The organism is Clostridium massiliamazoniense, from assembly GCF_001403635.1.
Lineage (GTDB): Bacteria > Bacillota > Clostridia > Clostridiales > Clostridiaceae > Sarcina > Sarcina massiliamazoniense.
This window is the reverse complement of the sequence record NZ_LN879468.1, coordinates 604,147-629,303: the sequence shown is the minus strand read 5'-3', so window position 1 is coordinate 629,303 and position 25,157 is coordinate 604,147. Positions and strand designations below refer to the sequence as shown.

The following is a 25,157-nucleotide window of genomic DNA, read 5'->3' as shown; positions in this document are numbered from 1 at the left end:
ATAGGGTAAAATAAATTAATTCCAAATTTTTGCATATAATGTTATAGGGAGGGTTTATATAAAGATGCTTTTCTGAAAGGGTGATTGGTTTGAAAAAAACTTATGTTCTAGATACTAATGTATTATTATATTCACCTATGGCGATATTTTCCTTTAAGGATAATGATGTAGTATTACCAGAGGTTGTATTAGAAGAATTAGATAATATGAAGAAAAATAATGGTGAATTAGGAGCTAATGCTAGGTTAGCTGCAAGAATGCTAGATTCTTTAAGAGGAAATGGTAAATTAAGTGAGGGCGTTGTATTAAGTAATGGAGGAACTTTAAGAGTTGAGACAAATCATTATGATACAAAAATTCCTAAATCATGGAGTATAGAAAAAGCTGACAATAGAATAATTCAGGTTTGCAAAGCCTTACAAAATTCAGGAGAAGATGTATATTTAATAACGAAAGATACCTTTGAAAGAATAAAGGCTGATACTGTTGATATAAAAAGTTCAGATTTTTACGAAGATGAAGTTCCTAAGTTTGAGGAGCAATATAGTGGAAGAATTGATGTTTATGCATCAAAGGATATTTTAGATAAGTTTTTTAAAGAAAAAGAATTAGATGCTAAGGAATTACAAGTCTTTAATGAGAAGAAAAATTCTTATGAATCACCAGAATTAGAGGTAAATGAATTTTTAATAATTCATTGTAATGATAATGAAAAACAAACAGCCTTGGGAAGATTTAATGGGAAGAAGGTAGTACCATTACGATATAAGGATAGTTGTAATATTATGGGGATTAGTCCAAGGAATGTTGGTCAAAAATTTATGTTGGAGTGTTTAAGTGCTAATGCTAAAATTTCTCCTCTTGTAATAATAAAGGGACCAGCAGGAACTGCCAAAACTTTATTTTCTTTAGCTGTTGGACTTCAAAAAATATTAGAAGAAGAAACAGGTGAATATAGAAGGATATTAGTTTGCAGACCTAATGTTACAATGGATGAGGATATAGGTTATTTGCCAGGGTCAGAAAAGGAGAAGATAGCTCCATTTATGAGGCCTATTTATGATAATCTTGAAATATTAATAGATTCTGACGAAAATGAGAGATATAAAAATGAATTAGAACTTAGGGATAAAATAGAGGAATTATTTGAAAGAAAAATAATAACTACTGAAGCAGTAGGATATTTAAGGGGAAGAAGTATAGCCAGGTCATGGGTAATTATAGATGAAGCACAAAACTTAACTCCAAAACAAGTTAAAGCTATAATAACAAGAGCAGGAGAGGGAGCTAAAATAATTTTAATTGGTGATCCTGAACAAATAGATCAAGCTTTTTTAGATTCACGAAGTAATGGCTTATGTTATGCTTCAGAAAAGATGAAGGGCAGTAAACTTTGTTACCAAGTAACATTAAAATATGACGAATGTGAAAGAAGTCCACTAGCATACGAAGCATCTAAAAGGTTGTAAATTTTCTTTAAACATTGCATCTCTATAATAAAATCCTTTATTATAGAGGTGTTTTTTAAAATTTTATGTGATATAATATACCATAAACTCAAACTTAATTCAGAGAGAGTTAAGCTTTAACTGAATTTTAGTGAAAAATATCTAGGGATATACATTTACTTATTTCTAATTTTTAAAAAATTAAATGTTACAGAAGATATCTATGAGAGAAGAAATTTGGAGGTGAAAATTAGTGTCGAACTTTTTATTACAAAAGTTTTTGATAATACCAGGAATACTTATAGTGTTTACTTTTCATAGTTTTATAAGGGCTTTAATTGCCTATAAACTAGGAGATAAGTCACAGAAAATGCAAGGAAATTTATCATTAGATCCTTTTGTACATATTGATATTATAGGATTTATAATGATTGTATTAGCAGGATTTGGATGGGGAAAAGATGCTGAAATTAATAAATATGCTTTTAAGAATTCAAAAAAGGATAATTTAAAAGTAAGTTTAGCAGGATTATTTTCATTTTTAATAGTAGCCATAGTAGCAGCTATAATAACAATGTTATGTATAAATTTGGGGTTTACTTTTAATAATGTTATTATGGCAATAATAACAGAAATATTTCAGCTAACAATGGTAGTAGCTATAAATTTATTTGTATTTAACTTAATCCCAATGCCAGGATTAGATATGTTTAGAATATTAGAAGATGTTAAACCTAAATGGGCATATAATATTCTTAATTTTGTAAGTCAATATCAAATACTTATCTTGTTTGCAATAATATTATTAGCGAATAGAGTATTAAGCTATCCTAATATAATAGTTCAAAATTTTGTAATAAGAATAGCCTATGCTATATTTGGTATTTTTAATTAGAAAAAAATTATTAAATTAATATTTTGATATTTTATCAATATAGTTGACAATTTTTAAAGTAAATTGATATAATCATATTACAATTTAAGAATAAAAATCTATGATTAGGAAAAGTAAAATATTTTAAATTTCTTTAAGCGAGCAGAAGTTGGTGTGAGTTCTGTAAGAAATAATATTTGAAAAGAGCCTATGAGATGCTATCTGAAGAAATTTTTTTAAAAAGTAAGATAGTCGCATTATAGCGTTAACTTATATAAGGTGGATTTTAATATCAATTAGAGTGGTACCGCGGATAATAGTCCGTCTCTTATTTTAAGAATAAGAGACGGATTTTTATATGTAAAAAATAGGAGGATGATAAAATGGATTATAAAAAAAATATTGCAGAAAGAATAAAAGAATATGTTGACTTAGAAGTAGAGAAAATAGAAGGACTTTTAGAAGTACCTCCTAAACCAGAAATGGGGGATTATGCTTTTCCTTGTTTCCAACTTGCTAAGGTTATGAGAAAAGCACCAAATATGATTTCACAAGAATTATCAGAGAAAATAAACAAGGATGGTTTTGAAAAAATTGAAGTTTTAGGACCATATGTAAATTTCTTTTTAGATAAATCATCATTTAGCCAATCCATAATAAACAAAGTATTAAGTGAAGGGGATTCCTATGGGGCATCTCAAGTAGGAGAAAATAAAAATATAGTTGTTGAGTATTCATCACCTAATATAGCTAAACCATTCCATGTAGGACATTTATTTACTACAGCCATTGGTAATGCATTATATAAAATGTATAAGTTTGAAGGGTATAATCCAATAAGAATAAATCACTTAGGAGACTGGGGAACTCAATTCGGAAAATTAATATCAGCTTATAAGAGATGGGGAAATGAAGAAGCTTTAGAAAAAGATCCAATAAAAGAACTTTTAAGAATATATGTTAAATTCCACGATGAAGCAGATAAAGATGAATCTTTAGTTGAAGAAGGTAGAATGTACTTTAAGAGATTAGAAGATGGTGAAGAAGAAGAAACAGCTTTATGGAATAGATTTAAAGATTTATCTTTAAAAGAGTTTAATAAGATTTATGAAATATTAGGTGTAGATTTTGATTCATGGGCTGGAGAAAGCTTCTACAATGATAAAATGGATGCTGTTATAAATGAATTAGATAGCAAGGGCATACTTACAGAAAGTAATGGAGCTAAGGTTGTAATGCTAGATGAGTATAACATGCCACCATGTATAGTTGTTAAATCAGATGGAGCATCAATATACGCAACTAGAGATTTAACAGCAGCAATTTATAGAAAAGAACATTATAATTTTGAAAAATGTATATATGTTGTTGGTAAAGACCAAATATTACATTTTAAACAAGTATTTAAGAGTTTAGAATTAGCAGGAAAAGAATGGGCTAAAGATTGCATTCATATACCTTTTGGAACAGTTAAATTTGCAGATAAAAAGTTATCAACAAGAAAAGGTGACGTTGTATTATTAGAGGATTTATTAAGAGAAGCTGTAGAAAATGCAAAATCATTAATAGAAGAAAAAAATCCAAATCTTGAAAATAAAGAAGAAGTTGCTAAGAAAATCGGAATTGGAGCAATTATATTTACTTATTTAAAAAATTCTAGAGAAAAAGATATTGTATTTAACTGGAAAGAAATGCTTAGTTTTGATGGTGAAACAGCACCATATGTACAATATGCTTATGCAAGAGCAAAAAGTATTATAAGAAAAGCTGGGAAAGTTGAAGGAAATGCAGATTATAGTAAGTTAAATTCAAAGGAAGAATTTGAATTAGCAAAATCATTAGAAGATTTTAATAATGTAGTATTAAATGCTATAGATAAATTAGAGCCTTCAATTGTTACTAGATATGCAGTTGAAGTTGCTAAAAACTTTAATAAGTTCTACAATGCACATACAGTATTAAATGTTGAGGATCAAGGACTAAAGGTTGCTAGATTAAAATTAATAGAGGCAGCAGCTCAAGTTATTAAAAATTCATTAGCATTAATAGGTGTAGAGGTAGTAGAGGAAATGTAAAAAAAGAGGCTATTTAGCCTCTTTTTTTCTTTTAGAACAATTAGAACTACATCCAGAACAATTACATTGTCCTTTTGCAGATTTTTTTAAGTTTTTAAATATTATAAATCCAACTGATAGGATTATTAATCCTGTTATTATATATTCTATCATATGTTCATCTCCTTACTAAATAAGCAAAGATCCTAAGTTAAATATTAAGAAAGATACAATCCATGCTAATGAAAATTGGAAAAGTGCTGATTTAGCCATAAACTTAGCACCAAATTCTTTTTTTAGCATTCCTAAAACACTAATGCATGGAGTATAAAGAAGTACAAAAATCATAAAGGTATAAGCTGAAATACTGTTAAAATGGGAACCTAATAGTGTAGATAAATTACCATTATATATAACTTCCATAGTGGATAGTACTGTTTCTTTAGCCATTAATCCTGATAATAATGAAACTGAAGCTTGCCAATTTCCAAAACCTAGCGGTTTGAATATTGGAGCAAAAAATTCACCTATGTATCTTAAAAAACTTTCGTTTATATTATCAGTTAAACCATGGAAATTAAAACTTTGAAGGAACCAGATTAATACACTCATTGCAAAGATTATAGTACCTGCTTTTATAATAAACCCTTTTGATTTTTCCCAAATTTGTTTTAAGACACTCTTTGGATCAGGAACTTTATACTCAGGAAGTTCTATTATAAATGGTTCTTCTTCTTTTTTAAATAATGTATTTTTAAATACTAATCCACAAAGAAAGGCTATTAGAACACCAATTATATACATAGAAGCAACAGCTAATCCACTATGTCTTGGGAAAAATACTGAAGAAAAAAGAAGATAAATTGGTAATCTAGCATTACAAGACATTAAAGGTGCTAATAATGCAGCAAGTTTTCTATCTTTTTCACTTTCTAAAGTTTTTGCTGAACTTATAGCAGGAACAGAGCAACCAAATCCAATAGTCATTGTTATAAATGCTTTTCCTGATAAGCCCATTTTTCTCATTATTCCATCCATTAAAAAGGCTACACGAGCCATATAACCACTATCTTCTAAGATGAAGATGCATAGATATAATGATACTATAAGAGGTAAAAATGAAAGAATACCTCCAACACCAGATATAATACCATCAACTATTAATGAGCTAAACCAAGGGGCAGAACCACTTAATAGATGTGCAATATAAGGCATAAAACTATTATCTATAAAATCACCTAACATATCTGAAAGAGGTTGTCCTACCCATGAAAATGTAAATTGAAATATTAAAAACATTATTGCAAGAAATATTGGATAGGCAAGTATAGGATGTAAAAATATTGAATCCAATTTTTCAGTAAATGCTGTAGAGTTAGATAAAGAATCTCTTCTATATATCTTAGAAAGTTTTTCTTCTATAAATGAGTAAGTGGATTTTTCATCGCCTAAGTTATAAACTTTAGTATCTACTTTTAAGTCATTTAATTTATCTTCTTGTAATATTTTTTTTATTTCATCAATGCCTATATTTTTAGCAGCAGCAATTGGAATTACAGTAACATTGAATTCTTTTTCAAGTTTTTTAAAATCTATTGAAATTCCTTTTTTTTCTGCTACATCAATCATGTTAATAACTAAAACTATAGGAATGTTAAATTTCTTTAATTGCATAGTTAGATATAAATTTCTATCTAAGTTTGATGCATCTACTATATTTATAATGGCCTGTGGTGAAGAAGTTTCTAAAAAAGTTTTGGCAACTTTTTCTTCATTAGAAAAGGCATCCATTGCATAGATACCTGGTAGGTCTATAACCTTTACATTATTAAAAATTCCTTCTTTTTTCTCCACTGTAACGCCAGCCCAGTTCCCAACCTTTTGATTAGAACCTGTAAGTAAGTTAAATAAAGTTGTTTTCCCAACATTAGGATTGCCAACTAAGGCTACTGAGTTCACTTAGAATTCCCCCTTATCATTTGTTAAAAGTTTATTGTATATATATTTTTTTAGCATCTTTTTTTCTAAGAGCTATATCAAATCCTCTAAAAGTTATTATTAATGGATCTCCTAAAGGAGCTTTTCTTTTTAATTTTATAGAAGTTCCTTCGATGCAACCAAGAGAAAGAAGCCTTTTTGTTAATTTTTCATTTCCTTCTATATTACTAATAATAGCTTGGTCACCTATTTTTAAATCACAAATGCTCATATATGCTCCTCCTTTATTGAAAATAATTATCATCTGCAAGTTAATATTATCACTTTTTGAACAACAATGTCAATTAAAAATGATTATCTTTACGATAACAAATGGTTAATAATTTATGAACATGAAATAATTTATGAACGTAAAATATTTAATAAATGAAGAAATAATCTATTCTAATATGTAAATATAATGTTATAATATAACATAGCACAACTATTTAATTTTAGAAAAGAGTGATAAGGTGATTATAAGAGAAAGAATTGTAGAAGTAGATAGTTTTAATAAAGAAGATGCTATTACTTTTGGTAATCATAAAGAAATATATAAAAATGCAGTATATTTTGACTTAGAACATTATGTATACAAAAAGCCAAAATGTATAGGGGTTTTTGGTGCTTGCTATTATGATGAAAAGGAAAATAATATAAAAGTTACTCAATATATGATAGAAAATAAAAATGAAGGTAAGGAGATACTTTATCTAGCTAAAAGATATTTTATAGATATATGTTCAAATAAAAAGAAAAAATATATAGTCACTTTTTCAGGTAATAATGATTTTACTGTAATAAACTATTTGTTTGCGAAATATGGAATTAATTTTAATTTTAATGATTATTTTAAATCTGTAGATATTCAAAAGATATATGAAAATATATTTAAAAAAGGTATTGGATTAAAGGCTTTAGAAAAGAAGTTTGGAATAATAAGAGAGGGTGAACTTATTTCAGGTTCAAACTTAGCAAAAACTTTTCACAAAGTCTTAAAGGATAGAGAATACTTTGAAAGAATGCCTAAGGAAAAAATTGAAAAAATACTAATTTATAATGAACAGGATGTAGTAAATTTATTTAAAATATTAGTTAATTGGAATAGTTTTGTTGAAAAAGAAAAAGAATTATTGAAAGAGGAAGAATCTATAGAAATAGAAGTAGAAAAAAATGATGAAGAAAAAAATGATGAAGAAAAAAAAGCATTATAAAAAAAGTAAGCACAGATAATATTAGTGCTTACTTTTTTTCTATTTCTATTATTGATTTTCCATAGGAATTAATTATAATAGTTCCATCTTCATCAGTTCTGTAAATTTTATTATTGAGTTTATTTAATCTCTCTAAAACTTTAGGATTAGGATGATTAAATGAATTATTTTTGCCACAAGATATTATTGAAATTTTAGGAGAAACTTTTTCTAAAAATATATTAGTGGATGAAGTATTACTTCCATGATGCCCTACCTTTAAAATATCAACATTAATATCTTTATTAATAAATTCTAATTCACCAAGCTCTTCATTATCACCAGTGAATAAAAAGCTATCTTTTTTAAAAATAACTTTAATCAAAGGAGAAAAGTTATTTATATTTTCATAATTTTTTTTTGAAGATGAGAAAATCTCTAAATAGAAGTTTTCATCAAATTTTATTTTAAAATCTTTATTTAAATTATATAAAGTTATATTTTTATTTTTTATTAAAGATAATGATTTAGATAAATCTTCACTTTCAAAATTTACTTTAGGCATAAATATAGAAGTGACTTTATAGTTAGCTATAATTTTATCTAAATTACCTATATGATCTTCATGAGGATGAGTTATAAAGATATAATCTATCTTGTTTATATTTAAACCACTTAGGTATTTAAGTAAGTTAGATTCATTTGAATTAGGTCCACAATCAATTAAAATTTTCTTGTCAAGATACTCTATTAAAGTTGCATCTCCTTGTCCTACATCTATATAATGGACCTTTAAATTTTTTATATAATTTCTTTTTGAAAAAAAGTTGTTTGTAGTTATCAATAATATAAATATAAGTAGAGAAAAAATAAAATAGAAAATTTTTTTTGATTTAAACAATATTAGCACCTCCTTTTAGTGATTTATAAAGTAATAAAGAAAAATATTGGAAAATATTAATAAATAATATATAATAATATTTAATAACCAATTTTTAGGATAAAAATACATCGAAAATAAAAAAAATAAAAAATCTTTTTTTGAAATTAATATTTGAAAGAAATAAAGATAAATACTTGCAAAAAAAGGGGCTAGACAGTATAAAATAATTATGAGGTAAATAAATTTTAATTATAAAAATATGAGATGAAGTATGTAAAATAGTATAAAACATATTAGTTTTATAATCGGTTTTTTAAAAAATTATATATTGTAGAAAAATAAAAAATAAAAAAATGAAAAAAAATATTTTTAAAATTGCAAAATGATGATATAATAAAAAAAGTAAAATAAAGATAATAATTATGTTAAATATAAAAAAAGTTTATGGGGGGCTTATTATATGAAAAAAGAATTTTCAATGAGCAATGATAAGGTAACTGTTAATTTTACAGCAAAATATTGTGATAGTTTTGAATCAATAATGGATAGTGAAGGCTTTGAAAGAGTAATTGAATCCTATTTAAAGAAGTCAAAAGACAAAAGAACTAATACTTTTAGATTTTTAAATTCAGTTTCAGGGACAGATGAAATAAGAGTTATAAGAAAGTACTTAATTAGCTCTTTTAAATTACTTTCTATGATGAAAGCGACTCAAGTTATAAGTTGTAATGAGAATTTCAAACCACTATTGGAAGATCCAAATAAATTATTAAATGTAATAGAAGAAATATATTCTTATTGGAGAAAGATGGAGAGATATACTCTTATTCACAATAATAGAATAAAAAGTGGTATAGCGGCAGTAAGCTTTACAGAGGCAAATACTCAATTTGCACAATTGATTTTAAGATTTTATAGAAGAATTACAAAGAATTTATTAAACGATACTCCAACAGTTTATAGACAACTTCCAGCTGGTGGAAATGCATGTTTGATGTTAAATAATGTTTTATGGCCAATACCAAAAGGATATGAAGTGTTAGAGGATATAAGCTTCCTAGACGGTATAGTTTTAGAAACTCCATTTATAACATATCCAAAGAAAAATACACGTGATGGAATGTTTACAGAGACCTTCGAGAATCCTATTAGAAATATAAGTTTAAATAAGGAACATTGGTTTTGTTATCCAGCTAAAGTTGGAGAATTATTAGCTTATGTATATTTCCATAGAGATTTTATGTCACATGGAATTACTCTGTGTAACCTTTTTGAAATGGCAAAATCAGATGAATATAGAGGTAAAAAACCAGATATAATATACGTGTATGGGGCTAAGGAAGATGGTCCTTTAAGAACTGAATTTTATGATGATAATAAAAATGATATGATGGTAGGATATATAAATTACAGTGATGAAGTTGATTATTTTGGGTATATGAAAAAAATGATTTTAACGCTTCATAACTTAATTATGATAAAAAGAGGTAATTTACCTATACACGGAGCTATGGTTAAAATTTTATTAAAAACAGGAAAAGAAGCTAATGTAGTTATAATGGGTGATAGCGGAGCAGGAAAATCAGAAAGTTTAGAAGCTTTTAGAACTTTAAGTGAAGATTATATAAGTGATATGACCATTGTTTTTGATGATATGGGAACTATAAAAATAGAAAAAGATAATATATATGGATATGGGACTGAAATAGGAGCTTTTGTTAGATTGGATGATTTAGATCCAGGATATGCATTTAAAGAGATTGATAGAAGTATATTTATGAATCCTGATAAAATAAATGCAAGATTAGTTCTACCTGTAGCTACTTATAATGAAATAATGGAGGGATATAAGGTAGATTTATTCTTATATGCTAATAACTATACTGCTATAAAAGATAGTGAAAAATCCATAAGATATTTTGAAAATTCAAAAGATGCTATAGAGGTATTTAGAAAAGGTGCAAGAATGGCAAAAGGAACTACTACTGAAAATGGGTTAGTAGAATCTTACTTTGCAAATCCTTTTGGACCTGCTCAAAAAAGTGAACAGTGCGATGTTTTATTAGAAAAATATTTTAATAAAATGTTTGAAAAGGAAATTAAAGTAGGGGAAATAAATACGTGTTTAGCTATAAAGGGAAAAGAAAAAATAGGTCCAAGAAAAGCTGCATTAGAAATGTTTGAGATAATAAGAAATTTATAATAAAAAAACTGCCTTAGGGCAGTTTTTTTATAGATATATCGTACATCTCTTTCATTATTAATAATATCTAGTTCAGAGGAAATCATTAATAAGAATTGTAAAATTTCATTAAATGAATCTAGAGTAAATATATTGAATAGCTATGAGATGAATTATATAGTTATTATAAGTGGAAAAAATAAGAAGCACTAGTTTAGTGCTTCTCTGTTGTATAGATTTACAGTTGTATATTTCTATCTACTGGTTGAGATAGAGAAATAAATGTATCAGTTCTATTGATTCCTTCTATTATATTTATTTTATTTAATAGTATATCTTGTAGATCTGAAATACTTTTGCATACTAATTTAGTTAATATAGTATAACTACCTGTAATTAAGTGTAATTCTACTATTTCTTTAATTGATCCTAATTTATCAAATATTTCATTATAAGAGGATGTACAATCAACATAAATACCTACAAAACAAGTAACATCATAACCTAATTTTGAAAGATTTAATAGTATTCTAGTTCCTTTTATAATGCCTAAATCCTCCATTTTCTTCATTCTAACATGAATGGTACCACCAGATACGTGGCATATTCTTGCTATTTCAAGATATGGAGTTCTGCAATCTTTAATCAGTATGTCTAAAATTTGTAAATCTAATTCATCTAAATGCATTGAGTTTGATAAAGACACAAAACCACCTCATATTATTTATTATTTATCTTTTATGATATTACTATTCTATCAAATAACAAAACAAATTTAAAGAAAAAGTTGCAGAAAAATAAAAAAAAATCAATAAAGTTGATAAAATGTTAATTAAATTTGTTGAAAAATAAAGGCTTAGAGAGTAGTTATTAATAAAATTATTAGCAATAAATTTTTATTTTAATAAAAAAACCTAAGCAAATAATAATATTCTCATCTTTTTTACATAATAATAAAATAAATGAAAAATAAGCTAGTTTATAAAGTAGGAATTAATCAAAAATATACAAATAGACTATTGAAAAAAAATGTAAAATATTCTAATATAATAATTAGAATTTATATATAGGAGGGTGAGTATGAATATAATTTTTTGGATCTTATCAGTTGTAGCTGGTGCTATAATAGTGTTTGGATCCTATGCATTATTAACTAAATTTGTTTTTAATAAAGTAGTAGTTAACAAATGGATTCTTTTAGCTGCATCATTAATATTTTTAGGATTAGGTTTTTTCTTTGTAACAAATACATGGCTGAAAATTGTTCTTGAAGGTATTGGAATAATAATATTATTTTGGTTCTTTGATGTTTATACAAATGGAAATCCAAGAATAAAAAAAGAAAAGAAAATTGTTATAAAAGCTAAAGCTAAACCAAATAGAGTTAAAAATAATAAAAAGCAAAACTTATAGCGATTAAATAAATTTAATTAAAAAGCTAAATTACTATAAAATTTTAATTTTTATAGAATTTAGCTTTTATTTTTATTCCTTTTCTTTTTCTTTTTCTAATTCAGGAGAAACTTCAAGGAAAATTGGAGAGCTTACAGCAACACGTTTATCTATTAAGGTAATTTTGATAACATACCAATTTTCCTTTATATTTATTTTTTTATTGAATAATATTTTAACTGAATGAAGATTAATATCTTTAAATTCTTTTACTGTTGTTCTGTTATTAGATAAAATTTCAACTTTAGAAATTTTTCTAATATTATCATCTACATTTATAAAAAAATTAAGTTCTTCTTTTTCGGAGATAGTAAGGGTAGAACCCATAAATGTAGAATTGATTGTAAAATAAAGTTTTAGGCTTTTAGATTCAGTAGAAAAAACTCGAAGCTTTCTAAAGGCTTCTAATAAGGCATCTTTATTAAAAGACTTTGTAATGGCACATGTCAAGTTCTCAGCTTTATCAAGATTTAATTTATGATTGTCTTGAGAGTTAATAGGGGCTAAATGCCATCCCTTATCTAAAAGATTGTAATAGAAACTTTCATGATTTGTATATTTATTATTATATATACCATTACCAACTTCTATGGTTCTAATATAATTATTAGATATTACATTAAGTGGTATATTATCAACATATTTATGTGGATGATTTATGGAGATAAGTACATTTTCAGGATTTTCTTTTAACATCCATATGAGCATATCATTAAAATTCTTTACAACACCTTTAAAATAACTTTTTGTATTAATTATATTAAAATGGCCAAGTTCAGAAGTTTTTGCCTCAAATCCAGAGAGAGCTATGAAATTATTATGCTTATTAAATTTTCTTATGGTTTTTATTAAAGTTTGCCATTTACTTATAGAATTATTTAAATTTTTGTTTATATAATCATTATGATCAGTTATAAATATAAAATCTAAAGAATTTTTATAGGCTAAGGTTAAGAGATCAATTATAGATCCTTCACCAGTAGATAGATTACTATGACAATGTGGAATGCCATATAGGAATATTAAATCATCGTAATATAAATAATTTTTATTTTTTTTATTCAATAAACTCACCTGCTTATTTCGCTATTTAAATAAAATCTTTACAATTCAAAAAAAGAAGTTTAATATGATATAAGGTTAAGTGTTAAATTTAATGAAATAAATAGTTAGTTAGATTTTAGTTTAAATATATAAGATAATTTTATTTAAATTGCAAGATAATAAATATTTATTCTAATTTTATAGAGACTATAACTATATTTTTATTTTATCTAGATATAGTTAGGGGCTTAGAGGAAATAAATAAGGTTTAATTTGTTAATTTAATTGAAGATTTCAATTTTAAAATCAATTGAAGGTTGATTTTTTACATAAGAGCTAGCTGTTACTTAATTTAAATTTCACATATAAGGAGGAAAAAATGATAAATATAGGTCAATTTAATGTTTTAGAGGTAATAAGAAAATCTGAATTTGGATATTATTTAGATAGAGGAACAGGAAGAACAAAGGATGATATACTTTTACCTAAAAGTGAACTTAAGGGTAAAGAAATAAATATAGGAGATAAATTAGAGGTATTTATATATAGAGATTCTAAGGATAGAATAATATCAACTCTTAGAAAACCATTAGCAACAGTTGGAGATTTAGCTGTATTAAGAGTAGTTGAAAATAGTCCTATAGGAACATTTTTAGACTTTGGTTTAGAAAAGGATATATTAGTTCCTAAAAAAGAAATGCTCTATGAAATGGAAGTAGGGAAATCATATTTAGTATACCTATATATAGATAAAACTGGAAGAATAGCAGCTACTACAGATGTAGACAGATACTTAGATTATATGGAAGAACCAAAGAAGTTAGATAATGTATCAGGAATAGTTTATGGCTATCAAACAAATAAATCTTTAAGTGTGGCAATAAACAATGAATTTAAAGGAACTGTTTTAAATACTGAATATTTCACTGATATCAAACCAGGTGATATTGTATCAGGGAAAATAAGCAAAGTTTATGAAGATGGAATGGTAAAAATCCAAATAAGAGAAAATAGATTAACTGAGAAAGAAATATTAGAAAATAAAATTTTGGACTACTTAAAGGAAAATGGTGGTCAAATGGAATTTAATGATAAAAGTTCAGCTGATGACATAAAGAGAACTTTTAAATGTTCAAAAAATTATTTTAAAATGGCATTAGGTGGTCTTATGAAAAGAAGATTAATAACTCAGGATAGTAATGGAACTAAATTGGTTTAATATGTTAATAAATTTTAAAAGTACTATAAATAAATATTTATAGTACTTTTTTTTTGTTTTTATTATTGTATGATTTATATATATGTAAAAGGGGGGATAATTTGGAAATTTCAAGAACTAGAACTATGATAAATAGTAAATCTACCATAAATAAGGACGTTAAAATTGAGGAAAACCGTAGTTTTTCTAAAAATTTTAATCAAGCACGTGATAGAAAAAATGAGGAAGAATTAAAGGGATTGATAGAAAAAATAAAAAAAGGAGGGAATAAATTAATAATAACTAAGTCTTATGCGGATGTAAGAGCATACAAAAGACTTATAAAGGAATATTTAGATAATATATTACCATATATATATAGTACAAAAAAGGATATAAGTTTTTGGCAAACACAATATTTTATAACTATAGATACTATAGATGAAAAGTTAGAAAATCTTATGAAGATTATGTTAAACGATGAGAAGGATGTTTTAGATGTAGCTAAAACTATTGATGAAATACAAGGGCTAATATTAGATATTTATAAATAATTTTAAGGAGATATTTATGGGAATATTGTGGTTAGCTATTATAATTATTGCCATTTTAGTAGATTTATTTACTTCGATTTTTTTATTTTCAGGATTTTCTATTGGAGCTTTAATAGCATTAGTTTTAAACATTTTTGGAGTAGCAAGTCATATACAAATTATAGTTTTTGCTGTAATTGGAATTCTGTTTATATTAATTGTAAGTCCTAAAATTAAAAAAAATATTGCAAAGAATCATAAAAATAGATTTAAAAGCAATGAAGAACGATTAATAGGTAAGGAATTTTTAGCAGAACAAGATATAGAAAATGAAGAATTAGTTAAATTAGAAGGAGTTTATTGGACTTTAAAAAATGAAGGAGCTTTAATAAAAAAGGGTGAAATTTTTAAAGTTATATCTGTTAAGGGAAACAAAATAATAATTAAAAAATAAAGGGGGATTTTTTATGGATTTAGTAGGCTTAATGATAATAGCTATTATAGCTATTATAGTGTTAACTTTATTAGTGAACTCTGTAAGGATTGTAAATACTGGACAAATTTATGTTCTTGAAAGATTTGGTCAATTTTATAAATTATTAGAACCTGGATGGCATATAACAATACCATGTGTAGATTTCGTTAGAAAAAGAATATCAACAAAGCAACAGATATTAGATATTCAGCCACAAACAGTAATAACACAAGATAATGTAAATATTCAAATTGATAATGTTATATTTTATAAAGTAATGAATGCTAAAGATGCTGTTTATAATATAGAGGATTATAAGTCAGCTATAGTATATTCAACTATAACAAATATGAGAAATATAGTAGGGAATATGAGTTTAGATGAAGTCCTTTCAGGAAGAGATAAAATAAATTTAGAACTTTTAAAAATAATAGACCAAGTAACAGATGCTTATGGAATAAAAATATTATCTGTAGAAATAAAAAATATAATGCCACCTAGAGAAATTCAAGAAGCAATGGAAAAACAAATGAAAGCTGAAAGAGATAAAAGAGCTGTAATATTAACTGCAGAAGGTATGAAGCAAAGTGAAATAGCTAAAGCAGAAGGAGAAAAACAGGCAAAAATTTTAGAAGCAGAGGCAGAGAAGGAAGCAAATATAAGACGAGCTGAGGGGCTTAAGGAATCTCAACTACTAGAAGCTGAAGGAAAAGCAAAAGCTATTGAAGCTATAGCAGAAGCAGAATCAAAGGCTATAGAAAAGGTTAATAAAGCTATTATAGATTCAGGTGCTAATGAAGTGGTAATAGCATTGAAACAAGTTGAAGCTTTAAAGGAAATGGCTAATAGTCCAGCTAATAAATTAATATTACCTATGGAATCTATATCATCTTTAGGAAGTGTAGCAGCAATAGGAGATTTACTAAAGGAAAATAAAGAAAAATAGCAAAATATAAAAGTTTGATAAATAAAAATAGAAGAACCCATCCAAGATAAAAACTTCATCTTGGATGGGTTCCTCTTCATTATAATATTTATAAATTTGCTATGAAGTTTATTTCATTAAGAAAATAAGCATATATGACAATAAAAATAATGAAAATAATAACCATTGTACATTTGAGAATTTTTGTTTGGCTAAATACATTTTTATATAATGGTTCTATAATCATACCTAGAAATATTAAAGGTAAAAAAGAAAAATTAACTAAAAAATTTTGTAAAATTGGATAATTTGTATCAAATATTGCAAAGGATGAAAGTAATAAACTCATAGCAAAATAAATTATGCAACTTAAGATAAATTTTAATAATGCTTGCTTTATTGTAGAATTCATTAGAGTCTTAACCTCCGTTATAGTTAATGTTATTGAAATATTAATCACTTATCTTGATTTATAATTATAGCAATTAATATTAAGAAAAACAAATATATAGTTTTGAATTTTGGAGTAAAGAATCATTGAATTACCTAAAAGACTTAATTTAAAGGCTTTTTATATTTAAAAAAATATATTATAAATGTGTTAATTTACTAAAAAAAATGGTATATTTAGAAGGTAAGAATAAAGAATTTGTAGAATTATAAAGTATTTGCTAAATTCGTTATATAAATATTGTAAATAGAATATTATTCCAGCATACAAAAGGAGGAAGTTTTATCTTATGGATATTAATGAAATAAATATTAAAAGATATTTAGAAAGCTACAAGAGAATGTTTTTTAAGAATCAATTAGATGATTTAAAAAGCAAAATTATATTAGAAAAAAGAAAAGAAGCATTAGAATTAAAAGATATAGATTTAAGTGAAAAGGAAGAAACTCTAAAGAACTCACTAAAGGAACTAATTAATTTTATAAAATCTATTTTAGAGAAAAATGAGGTTTTAGAAGAAGAGTGTTTAGAGGAAATAAAATTGTATATAGAAAATAAAAATTTAGATACAACAGATATGGACTCAGCTATAAAATTAGCTAAAACATTACTAAATGATTTTGAGGAATGTGAAGATGGCTCTAATTTATTAAAAGATGAAAAAGAAGAAATTTCAGAAGAAGAAATAAATAAATATATGAGTTTGTTTGAAAATAATTATGAAGAATTATTTGAAAATGATGAGTTTTTTAATGATTATTTAGATATATATAATAAAGAATTCAAATTGGAAAGTTTAAAATTATTGTTTTTTAACGGGTGCTTAATTTGCTTTGAAAAACTAAAAGAGAAAATATTAAATACAAACTTAGAAGAAATTCATAAGAAGGAAAGAATATTAATAATTTTTCAAGAATGTTATGGAGATTTAATAAATTATACTTATAATATTTTGACAAAAGAAGAAGTATGTGAAGAAAATTTCCCAAAAGGAGCTTTATTTGAAAAAATCTTTGGATTGCAATGCTTAGATACTTTAATTAAACAAATGAATAAAGTAGGGATTATGAATAAAAATAATGTACCTCTAGAAGAAATCAAAAAAAGCGTAGAAAAAAGTAAAAATGTCTACTTAAGTAATAGCAATAAAGACTATTTTAAAACAGAATCTATATATATGCTAGAAGAAGAAATAGAAAAAATATATTTAGATTTTATGAAAAAAAATAATGGTATAAGTTCTATAAGATCAATTCTAAATGAATTATTCTTCGAAGCAATGAAGTTTGTAAATAAATGTGCTATAGCAAACTTTGATATTTATACAGAAGATTATGGAAGAGATTTAAATAAATTATTTAAAATAAGAGAAAAAGTTAATCGTTCAATAGAAAGTAGGGCAAATTATTTAAGTGATTTAGATAATTATATGGATATATTAAGCAATAGTGTTAAAGAGTATCCATATAGTGAAGAATTATATGTAGAACTTGGATATTTTAAAACAAATATTTTTGTAAAGTATAATTATTTAAATAGAGCTATTGATATAATAGATAATTGTGGTGAAAAAAACAGTAGATTACTAGAAGAAATAAAAGCTACTGAAATAGAATTTTATAAAGAGCAGTTAAATTTAATTCCTGATCATATAAGTATAGATTTAAAAAGGATATTAGCAGAATATGTAATAAATAAATTTAATTTAAAAGATAATGTAGATGTAATATTTGAAGGAGAAATAGAAAAATTCGGATCTATTTTAAGCAACATAGATATTGAAAATGTTGATTTGAATTTAAGAGCTAAGGGCTTTAGAAAGGAATTAATAAGAGCTAAAAAGGAAAAATTAAGAGATGAAGATTTAATTAAGTTAATAAATGAAAATAAATTTAAATATAGTATAAGCGATATGGAAGCTTTTAAATCAGAATATAGTATATTTGGTTTTTCTTCTGAAATTGACATTTTTGAGAACCTAGATATAGAAGGTAAAAAATCTCTTTTAAGACATTGCCTGAATGCTATAAAAGAATTAGAATTTGATGAAATAAAAAGAAAAGAAGCTTTATTAGAATTAAGAGAAAGAAATATTTTAGACAAAAATTATTTCAGAGAAATTCAATATGAAGTCTTTGAAAAATTAATACCATTAACAGAGGAAGAAATTAAAGAAATAGAATTTGCTGAATCAGTTAAAGCATTATATACTAAATATTTAGAAAAAATAATAAAGTTAGATATATGTATAAGAGAAAAAAATGGAGCTATAAAGATACCCGAATTTTATAAAGTTATAAATAGAAGTGAAGAGGCAGAAGAAGTTGTTTTTGTGTATTCAGAACAGTCTAATTTTTCTTCTAAAAAGGAGTATTTTTTAATAACTACTAGTAAGATTTATTCAAGTTATGAAAATAATTATATATATTTAAAAGATATCATAGATGTTAATGTTAAAAGTTATTCTAGAGTAATAAAGGGAGAACGTATATATTTTGAAGGGGTATTTATAAATACAGAAGAGAAAGAATTCAAATTATGTTCTAATTTAACTGAAGGAAAGGAATATGTTGAATTTCTTATAAATGAAATATTAGAAAGTTATAGAAATATTTTTAAAATAGAAAAAATAATAGATTTACAATCTAATATAGAAAATATGGTAGGGTTCATGGAAGAAACTTCATCTTTAGAAAATAAAAAATTAGTAGAATCTCTTAAATTGCATTTAGAAGGAAATAAGTTTTATGATTTAATGAGCGATTTATTAAATTGTGGAAATACTGACATAAAAGAAATAATTTTAGAAATATCCAAAATTATAGGGGGAGAGCTTGGTAAAAAAATATACTTTAAAGACTTGACCACTGGGTATTCTGAAAAATTAAGTAATGCATGTACATCTTATGTTTTAGAAATTGATAAGGCTGAAGAAATTTTATTTGTTTATGATAATTCAAGATTTGGATCTGCTAAGGAAGGTTTTATAATTACTGATAAAGGAATATGTTGTAAAAATAGAATGGAAAATCCTTGGAGTATGGAATTAAGATATATAGATTCAGTAAAGGTGAAAGATAGTAATAAAATAGTATTAAATAATAGAGTCATAGAATTTGCTCATATAAAAACAAAAGAGCAGTTATATGAGATGAGGGATCTATTAGAACTTATAATATTTATAAATACTATGGAATTAGATAATAATGAAGAAGAGAAATCACCTATAATGGATTATATTATGGAGAGCTTAAACTCAATAAAATCAGAAAACTTAAGAAAATATTTATATATGCATACAGAAGGAAGAATAGCGGAGAAAAAATTTAATAATACCATTAATTCTTACGCTGAATTAGAAGAAAATGAAAAGCCTTTATTATTATTTGATAGTACGGTTTTTGCTTTTGGAAATAGTGGATTTATGATTACAACTAAAAATATATACTCTAAGGAAGCTATGGCAAAACCTATAAGGTTTAATTTAGGAGCAGTTTATAATGTGAAATTTAAAGATAATAACTTTTATATTAACTCTGTTTTATTAAAATTAAATGGACTAGATGAAAAAGATAAAGAAGAATTAGCTAATGTTATGTCAAAAATAGTTGAGTTTTTAAAAGAAAATTTTTTTAAAAAAGCAACAAATTAAAAAATAAGTGATGGATAAGGTATTTATCCATCACTTTATTTTTTTATAATAACTAAAAAAAATAAAAATATATTATATAGTGTAAGTTAATATTGTAGTAATCATTTTAGGAGAAGGAGAATGTTAATAAAATTATTTTTTTGCTTTTTCATTTATAGTATGATTGGTTGGGCTACAGAGGTTGTATTTTGTTTTATTGTAGATGATGAGATTGTAAATAGAGGTTTCTTAAAAGGGCCACTTTGTCCCATATATGGTGTAGGAGCTATTCTAACAATTATATTCTTAGGAAATATGAAAGGAAAATGGGGAGTAGTATTTTTATTAGGTGCTATATTAGCTTCTATTATCGAATATGTTACAGCATGTATTTTAGAATGGCTTTTCAAAACAAAATGGTGGGATTATTCTAACAATAAATTTAATATACATGGGAGAGTATGTTTGATAAATTCTGTGTTATTTGGGTTATTAGCCTTAATACTAATAGAATTTATTCATCCTTTAATGTTGAAAGTATTAAATAATATATCAAAAGATTTTCTATTAATGCTAGTATTTTTATTTTTTATAATATTCTTCATCGATTTATATAAATGTGTAAAAGCATTACTATCAATAAATAAAAAAGTCTATAAATTAGAGAAAATTTTAGATGATTTAAAAAAAGAGAATTTAGAATCGAGTAGCAATATAATAAAAAATAATTTAAGAGAAAAATTTAGTAAAAAAATTTTTATAAGTAGAAGAGAAAAAACTTTAATAAAAGCTTTTCCAAAGGTATCTCATAAGAAATATGATGAGAGTTTCACAAAACTAAAAAGTATAATTAAGAAAAAGGAATAATTGAAGGAAGTATCTAGAACATAAATTTTATGATTCGAAGATACTTCTTTTTAATAAAAATAAATTTATAATTTATATATTTTCTTAAATAATATACTCGTAAATGAATAATATAATAAAACAAAAAATGAATTGACACTAATAGAATAAAATGGTAATATTAAATTAATAAACGAATAATAATTTATAAATTTAAAATAAAGTTCGTAATTTGGAGGTAGAAATGGGGTTTATATTTTTTGTTGAAAAAAAGGATGGATTTAACGTAGAAGCCAAAGAGCTATTAAATGATTTTAAGCTTAACTTAAATATCATCAATTTAGAGAATGTTAGAGTTTTAAATAAATATACTTTTGATAAGGAAAATTTAAATGGCATTGAAAGTATAATACATGAACCACAAGTTGATATTTTATATAAAGAAGAGTTTGTTTTTTCAGAAAATGAAAAGGCTTTTGCTATGGAATATTTACCAGGACAATATGATCAAAGAGCTGATTCAACAGAACAATGCTATTTCATTTTAAATAATGGAGAAAAGATTAAGTGTAAAACTGGAAAAGTAATTATTTTAAAAGGTAATGTTTCAGAGAAAGATATATATAAAATAAAAAAATATTATATAAATAATGTAGACTCTAAGGAAGTATCTCCTTTTGATAATAAGATTATGGAAAATAATATAGAAATACAACCTATTGAGAAAATAAATGATTTTATAGATTATTCCTTAAAAGAAATAGAGAAATTTCATAAATCTAATTCCTTATCAATGACTATAAATGATCTTCTTCTAGTACAAGAATATTTTAAAGAAGAAGAAAGAAATCCTACAATAACAGAAATAAAAGTAATAGATACTTATTGGTCAGATCATTGCAGACATACAACTTTCCAAACCGTAATAAAAAATATAGAAATCGAAAAAAATAAGTTCACCAATCCATTAAAAGAAACTTTAGCTACATATGAAGGGATAAGAAAAGTAATATATAAAGACAAAAATAAGGATATTACTTTTATGGATATTGCTGTGATAGCTATGAAGGAAATGAAACGAAGAGGTGTATTAGATGATTTGGATTTATCAGAGGAAATTAACGCTTGTTCAATAAATGTGAAATTAGAAACAACAGAAGGTTTTCAGGATTATCTTATAATGTTTAAAAATGAGACACATAATCATCCTACAGAAATAGAACCTTTTGGTGGCGCAGCAACATGTCTAGGAGGGGCTATTAGGGATCCCTTATCAGGAAGAAGCTATGTTTATCAAGCTATGAGAATAACAGGAAGTGCAGATCCGAGAAATCCCATAGATGAAACTTTAAAGGGAAAATTGCCACAAAGAGTAATTACTTTAGGGGCAGCTCATGGTTATAGTTCTTATGGAAATCAAATAGGTTTGGCTACAGGTGAGGTAAGGGAAATATATCATGAAGGTTATAAAGCTAAAAGAATGGAAATCGGTGCTGTTATAGCAGCAGCTCCTAAAAAAAATGTTGTAAGAATGAAGCCAGAAATGGGGGATGTAATAATTCTTTTAGGTGGGAAAACAGGTAGAGATGGTTGTGGGGGAGCTACGGGTTCTTCAAAAGAACATAATGTAACATCAATAGAAACTTGTGGTACAGAGGTTCAAAAAGGAAATGCTCCAACTGAAAGAAAAATTCAAAGATTATTTAAAAAAGAAAAGGTAACTACATTAATAAAAAGATGTAATGATTTTGGGGCAGGAGGAGTTTCGGTAGCAATAGGTGAACTTTGTGATTCATTAGATATAGACCTTAGTTTAGTTCCTAAAAAATATGAGGGGTTAGATGGAACGGAAATAGCTATATCAGAATCTCAAGAAAGAATGGCGGTTGTAATTAGTGAGAAAGATAAAAAGAAATTTATAGAATTTGCAGAAGAAGAAAATTTAGAAGCAACTGAAGTTGCGAGAGTAACAGATACAGGTTATATGAGAATGTTCTGGAATGATGAACTTATTGTGAATCTTAAAAGAAGTTTCTTAAATACTAATGGTGCTAAGCAAGAAGCGAATGTTAAAGTAAGAGCACCAAAAAATAATGAAAATTATTTTGAAAGAAGAGATTTTAAATCTGTAAAAGAAGAATTTATTAAACTTGTACAAGATATAAATATTTGTTCACAAAAAGGATTAGTGGAAAGATTTGATGGAACCATAGGAGCCGGATCAGTATTAATGCCTTTTGGAGGAAAGTATCAATTAACTCCTTCAGAAGGGATGGTTGCTAAAGTTCCAGTAGAAAATGGGGAGTCCTTAGACTGTACTATTATGACATCAGGATTTAATCCATTAATATCAAGTTGGAGTCCATTTCATGGAGCTTATTATAGTGTGATTGAGGCAGTTACTAAGGTAGTAGCCATAGGTGGAGACTATAAAAAAGTAAGATTAACTTTGCAAGAATATTTTGAGAGACTAGGAAAAGATGAAGAGCGTTGGGGGAAACCATTTGCAGCTTTATTAGGAGCATTAAGGGCACAAATAGATTTAAATTTGGCAGCTATAGGTGGGAAAGATTCTATGTCAGGAAGTTTTGATAAATTAGATGTACCACCTACCTTAGTTTCTTTTGCGGTAGCAGTAGAGAAGGTAGATAATATTATATCTCCAGAATTTAAAAATAAAAATTCAAAGGTTCTTCTTATAAAAACTAACAGAGAAGAAAATGAATTATTAGATATAGAACAATATAAGTTGAATTTATCAAAAATAAGAGAACTTATAGAAACTAAGGATGTTATTTCTGCTTATTCAATAAAGGAAGGTGGAATATTAGAAGGTATATTTAAGATGGCTATAGGTAATAAAATAGGATTTATTCTAAATGAAGAAGTGAAAAAAGATGATTTAAAGGACAAACTTTATGGATCAATGATTTTAGAAGTAAATAATGACTTTGATTTATCAAAACTAACTAATATAAATTATACAATATTAGGTCATACTACAGATAATAAGAATTTGAATATTTTAAATGAAAATTTTGATTTAGATGAATTAATAGCTTTATGGGAAGATGGATTAAATTCAGTATTTAAGATAAAAACAAAGGACATTAATCAAAAAGTAGATAATTTAGAATTTTATAAGAAAACAATACTAGTTCCTAAAAATAATATAGTTAAACCACGAGTAATAATTCCAGCATTTCCTGGAACAAATTGTGAAGAAGATAGTAAAAGAGCCTTTGATAGAGCTGGAGCAAGTAGTAATGTCTTAGTTTTTAGAAATTTAAATAAGGAACAATTAGAAGATTCTATATTAAAGTTAGAAGAAGAAATAAGATCATCTCAAATTATAATGCTTCCAGGTGGTTTTTCAGCAGGTGATGAACCAGACGGATCTGGTAAATTTATAGCTACTGTATTTAGAAATGAGAGAATAAAAGATGCTGTTATGGATTTATTAAAAAATAGAGATGGATTACTGCTAGGTATTTGTAATGGCTTCCAAGCACTTATTAAGTTGGGATTAGTTCCATATGGAGAAATCACAAATCCAAGAGAGGATATGCCAACATTAACTTATAACAAGATAGGTAGACATGTAAGTTCCATAGTGAATACTAGAATTTCATCTAATTTATCTCCATGGTTCAATTCAGTTGAAGTTGATGATATTTACAAAGTAGCTGTATCTCATGGAGAAGGAAGATTTGTTGCAAATGAAACAATAATTAATGAATTAATAAGAAATGGACAAGTAGCTACTCAGTATGTTGATTTAAATGGGAAAGCAACAATGAATATGCCTTATAATCCAAATGGATCAGATTTTGCTATTGAAGCCATAACAAGTCCTGATGGACGAGTATTAGGAAAGATGGGACATTCAGAGAGAATTGGAAAAAATCTATACAAAAATGTAGAAGGTAACTTTGATCAGAAAGTATTTGAATCAGGTGTTAAATATTTTAAATAATAGGATTAAATTTAT

19 protein-coding genes and 1 other annotated feature are annotated in these 25,157 nt (G+C 25.5%); of the genes, 13 read left to right on the top strand and 6 right to left on the bottom strand.

All coding sequences use genetic code 11. From position 1 onward, the window contains the following. The first annotated feature begins 89 nt into the window (after positions 1-89). The 3 genes from ARA19_RS09900 to argS all read left to right on the top strand — a co-directional run bounded on the left by ARA19_RS09900 (position 90) and on the right by argS (position 4,397). Complete coding sequence (locus ARA19_RS09900) at positions 90-1,469, top strand: PhoH family protein (protein ID WP_055070806.1); 1,380 nt, start codon at positions 90-92, stop codon at positions 1,467-1,469. 232 nt (positions 1,470-1,701) lie between these two features. Next, the gene (locus ARA19_RS09895) at positions 1,702-2,343 is read left to right on the top strand and encodes a site-2 protease family protein (protein ID WP_055070805.1); all 642 of its coding nucleotides are present in this window, start codon (positions 1,702-1,704) and stop codon (positions 2,341-2,343) included. 91 nt (positions 2,344-2,434) lie between these two features. After that, positions 2,435-2,654, top strand: a binding site (T-box leader). Between the two features lie 51 nt (positions 2,655-2,705). Beyond that, positions 2,706-4,397 (top strand): arginine--tRNA ligase, encoded by a 1,692-nt coding sequence (gene argS / locus ARA19_RS09890; protein ID WP_055070804.1) that lies wholly within the window; start codon positions 2,706-2,708, stop codon positions 4,395-4,397. Between the two features lie 9 nt (positions 4,398-4,406). Here the strand turns inward: argS and ARA19_RS17170 are convergent, their stop codons facing one another. From ARA19_RS17170 to ARA19_RS09880, 3 genes are read right to left on the bottom strand one after another with little or no spacing between them, the layout of a single operon-like run. Further along, a complete protein-coding gene (locus ARA19_RS17170) occupies positions 4,407-4,550 on the bottom strand; it encodes a FeoB-associated Cys-rich membrane protein (RefSeq protein WP_412366048.1) in 144 nt (47 codons plus the stop codon). Positions 4,551-4,565: 15 nt separating this feature from the next. Beyond that, complete coding sequence (gene feoB, locus ARA19_RS09885) at positions 4,566-6,335, bottom strand: ferrous iron transport protein B (protein WP_055070803.1); 1,770 nt, start codon at positions 6,333-6,335, stop codon at positions 4,566-4,568. Between the two features lie 31 nt (positions 6,336-6,366). Continuing rightward, a complete protein-coding gene (locus ARA19_RS09880; protein WP_055070802.1) occupies positions 6,367-6,585 on the bottom strand; it encodes a FeoA family protein in 219 nt (72 codons plus the stop codon). 241 nt (positions 6,586-6,826) lie between these two features. On the opposite strand from ARA19_RS09880, the gene ARA19_RS09875 reads away from it, so the two are divergent. Next, positions 6,827-7,567, top strand: a complete 741-nt coding sequence (locus tag ARA19_RS09875; RefSeq protein ID WP_055070801.1) for a ribonuclease H-like domain-containing protein — start codon at positions 6,827-6,829, stop codon at positions 7,565-7,567. 28 nt (positions 7,568-7,595) lie between these two features. Here ARA19_RS09875 and ARA19_RS09870 read toward each other — a convergent pair whose 3' ends face one another. Continuing rightward, positions 7,596-8,447 (bottom strand): ComEC/Rec2 family competence protein, encoded by an 852-nt coding sequence (locus tag ARA19_RS09870; RefSeq protein WP_055070800.1) that lies wholly within the window; start codon positions 8,445-8,447, stop codon positions 7,596-7,598. Between the two features lie 442 nt (positions 8,448-8,889). On the opposite strand from ARA19_RS09870, the gene ARA19_RS09865 reads away from it, so the two are divergent. Next, positions 8,890-10,632 carry a hypothetical protein gene (locus tag ARA19_RS09865; RefSeq protein ID WP_055070799.1) on the top strand — a complete coding sequence of 581 codons (1,743 nt, stop codon included), beginning with the start codon at positions 8,890-8,892 and terminating at the stop codon, positions 10,630-10,632. 217 nt (positions 10,633-10,849) lie between these two features. On the opposite strand, the gene ARA19_RS09860 is transcribed toward ARA19_RS09865, so the two are convergent. After that, positions 10,850-11,299: an Lrp/AsnC ligand binding domain-containing protein gene (locus ARA19_RS09860; RefSeq protein WP_147574427.1), complete on the bottom strand. Its 450-nt coding sequence runs from the start codon at positions 11,297-11,299 to the stop codon at positions 10,850-10,852. A 392-nt stretch (positions 11,300-11,691) separates the two neighbouring features. Here ARA19_RS09860 and ARA19_RS09855 point away from each other — a divergent pair, with 392 nt between their 5' ends. Then, the gene (locus tag ARA19_RS09855; protein WP_055070797.1) at positions 11,692-12,024 is read left to right on the top strand and encodes a YbaN family protein; all 333 of its coding nucleotides are present in this window, start codon (positions 11,692-11,694) and stop codon (positions 12,022-12,024) included. Between the two features lie 72 nt (positions 12,025-12,096). On the opposite strand, the gene ARA19_RS09850 is transcribed toward ARA19_RS09855, so the two are convergent. Further along, the gene (locus ARA19_RS09850; protein WP_055070796.1) at positions 12,097-13,128 is read right to left on the bottom strand and encodes a CehA/McbA family metallohydrolase; all 1,032 of its coding nucleotides are present in this window, start codon (positions 13,126-13,128) and stop codon (positions 12,097-12,099) included. A gap of 358 nt (positions 13,129-13,486) precedes the next feature. Between ARA19_RS09850 and ARA19_RS09845 the strand changes: the two genes are divergently transcribed. The 7 genes from ARA19_RS09845 (at position 13,487) to ARA19_RS09810 (ending at position 25,142) form a co-directional block, all read left to right on the top strand. After that, entirely contained in the window at positions 13,487-14,326 is an 840-nt protein-coding gene (locus tag ARA19_RS09845) for a CvfB family protein (RefSeq protein WP_055070795.1), read from the top strand. Between the two features lie 101 nt (positions 14,327-14,427). Further along, positions 14,428-14,859: a YaaR family protein gene (locus ARA19_RS09840; RefSeq protein WP_055070794.1), complete on the top strand. Its 432-nt coding sequence runs from the start codon at positions 14,428-14,430 to the stop codon at positions 14,857-14,859. A gap of 16 nt (positions 14,860-14,875) precedes the next feature. Continuing rightward, on the top strand, positions 14,876-15,292 hold the full coding sequence (locus tag ARA19_RS09835) for an NfeD family protein (protein WP_055070793.1): 417 nt from the start codon (positions 14,876-14,878) through the stop codon (positions 15,290-15,292). 13 nt (positions 15,293-15,305) lie between these two features. Next, entirely contained in the window at positions 15,306-16,259 is a 954-nt protein-coding gene (locus ARA19_RS09830; RefSeq protein ID WP_055070792.1) for an SPFH domain-containing protein, read from the top strand. Between the two features lie 719 nt (positions 16,260-16,978). Further along, positions 16,979-20,341, top strand: coding sequence for a hypothetical protein (locus ARA19_RS09820; protein WP_055070790.1), 3,363 nt, complete (start codon positions 16,979-16,981; stop codon positions 20,339-20,341). 120 nt (positions 20,342-20,461) lie between these two features. After that, positions 20,462-21,187, top strand: coding sequence for a putative ABC transporter permease (locus tag ARA19_RS09815; RefSeq protein WP_055070789.1), 726 nt, complete (start codon positions 20,462-20,464; stop codon positions 21,185-21,187). Positions 21,188-21,410: 223 nt separating this feature from the next. Continuing rightward, entirely contained in the window at positions 21,411-25,142 is a 3,732-nt protein-coding gene (locus tag ARA19_RS09810; protein ID WP_055070788.1) for a phosphoribosylformylglycinamidine synthase, read from the top strand. Positions 25,143-25,157: the final 15 nt, after the last annotated feature.

What these genes read in the sequence shown, in the direction of transcription:
- argS (WP_055070804.1), top strand. Translation starts at nt 2,706, where the DNA reads ATGGATTATAAAAAAAATATTGCAGAAAGAATAAAAGAATATGTTGAC.
- ARA19_RS17170 (WP_412366048.1), bottom strand. Translation starts at nt 4,550, where the DNA reads ATGATAGAATATATAATAACAGGATTAATAATCCTATCAGTTGGATTT.
- ARA19_RS09880 (WP_055070802.1), bottom strand. Translation starts at nt 6,585, where the DNA reads ATGAGCATTTGTGATTTAAAAATAGGTGACCAAGCTATTATTAGTAAT.
- ARA19_RS09865 (WP_055070799.1), top strand. Translation starts at nt 8,890, where the DNA reads ATGAAAAAAGAATTTTCAATGAGCAATGATAAGGTAACTGTTAATTTT.
- ARA19_RS09860 (WP_147574427.1), bottom strand. Translation starts at nt 11,299, where the DNA reads ATGCATTTAGATGAATTAGATTTACAAATTTTAGACATACTGATTAAA.
- ARA19_RS09855 (WP_055070797.1), top strand. Translation starts at nt 11,692, where the DNA reads ATGAATATAATTTTTTGGATCTTATCAGTTGTAGCTGGTGCTATAATA.
- ARA19_RS09845 (WP_055070795.1), top strand. Translation starts at nt 13,487, where the DNA reads ATGATAAATATAGGTCAATTTAATGTTTTAGAGGTAATAAGAAAATCT.
- ARA19_RS09835 (WP_055070793.1), top strand. Translation starts at nt 14,876, where the DNA reads ATGGGAATATTGTGGTTAGCTATTATAATTATTGCCATTTTAGTAGAT.
- ARA19_RS09830 (WP_055070792.1), top strand. Translation starts at nt 15,306, where the DNA reads ATGGATTTAGTAGGCTTAATGATAATAGCTATTATAGCTATTATAGTG.
- ARA19_RS09820 (WP_055070790.1), top strand. Translation starts at nt 16,979, where the DNA reads ATGGATATTAATGAAATAAATATTAAAAGATATTTAGAAAGCTACAAG.
- ARA19_RS09815 (WP_055070789.1), top strand. Translation starts at nt 20,462, where the DNA reads ATGTTAATAAAATTATTTTTTTGCTTTTTCATTTATAGTATGATTGGT.
- ARA19_RS09810 (WP_055070788.1), top strand. Translation starts at nt 21,411, where the DNA reads ATGGGGTTTATATTTTTTGTTGAAAAAAAGGATGGATTTAACGTAGAA.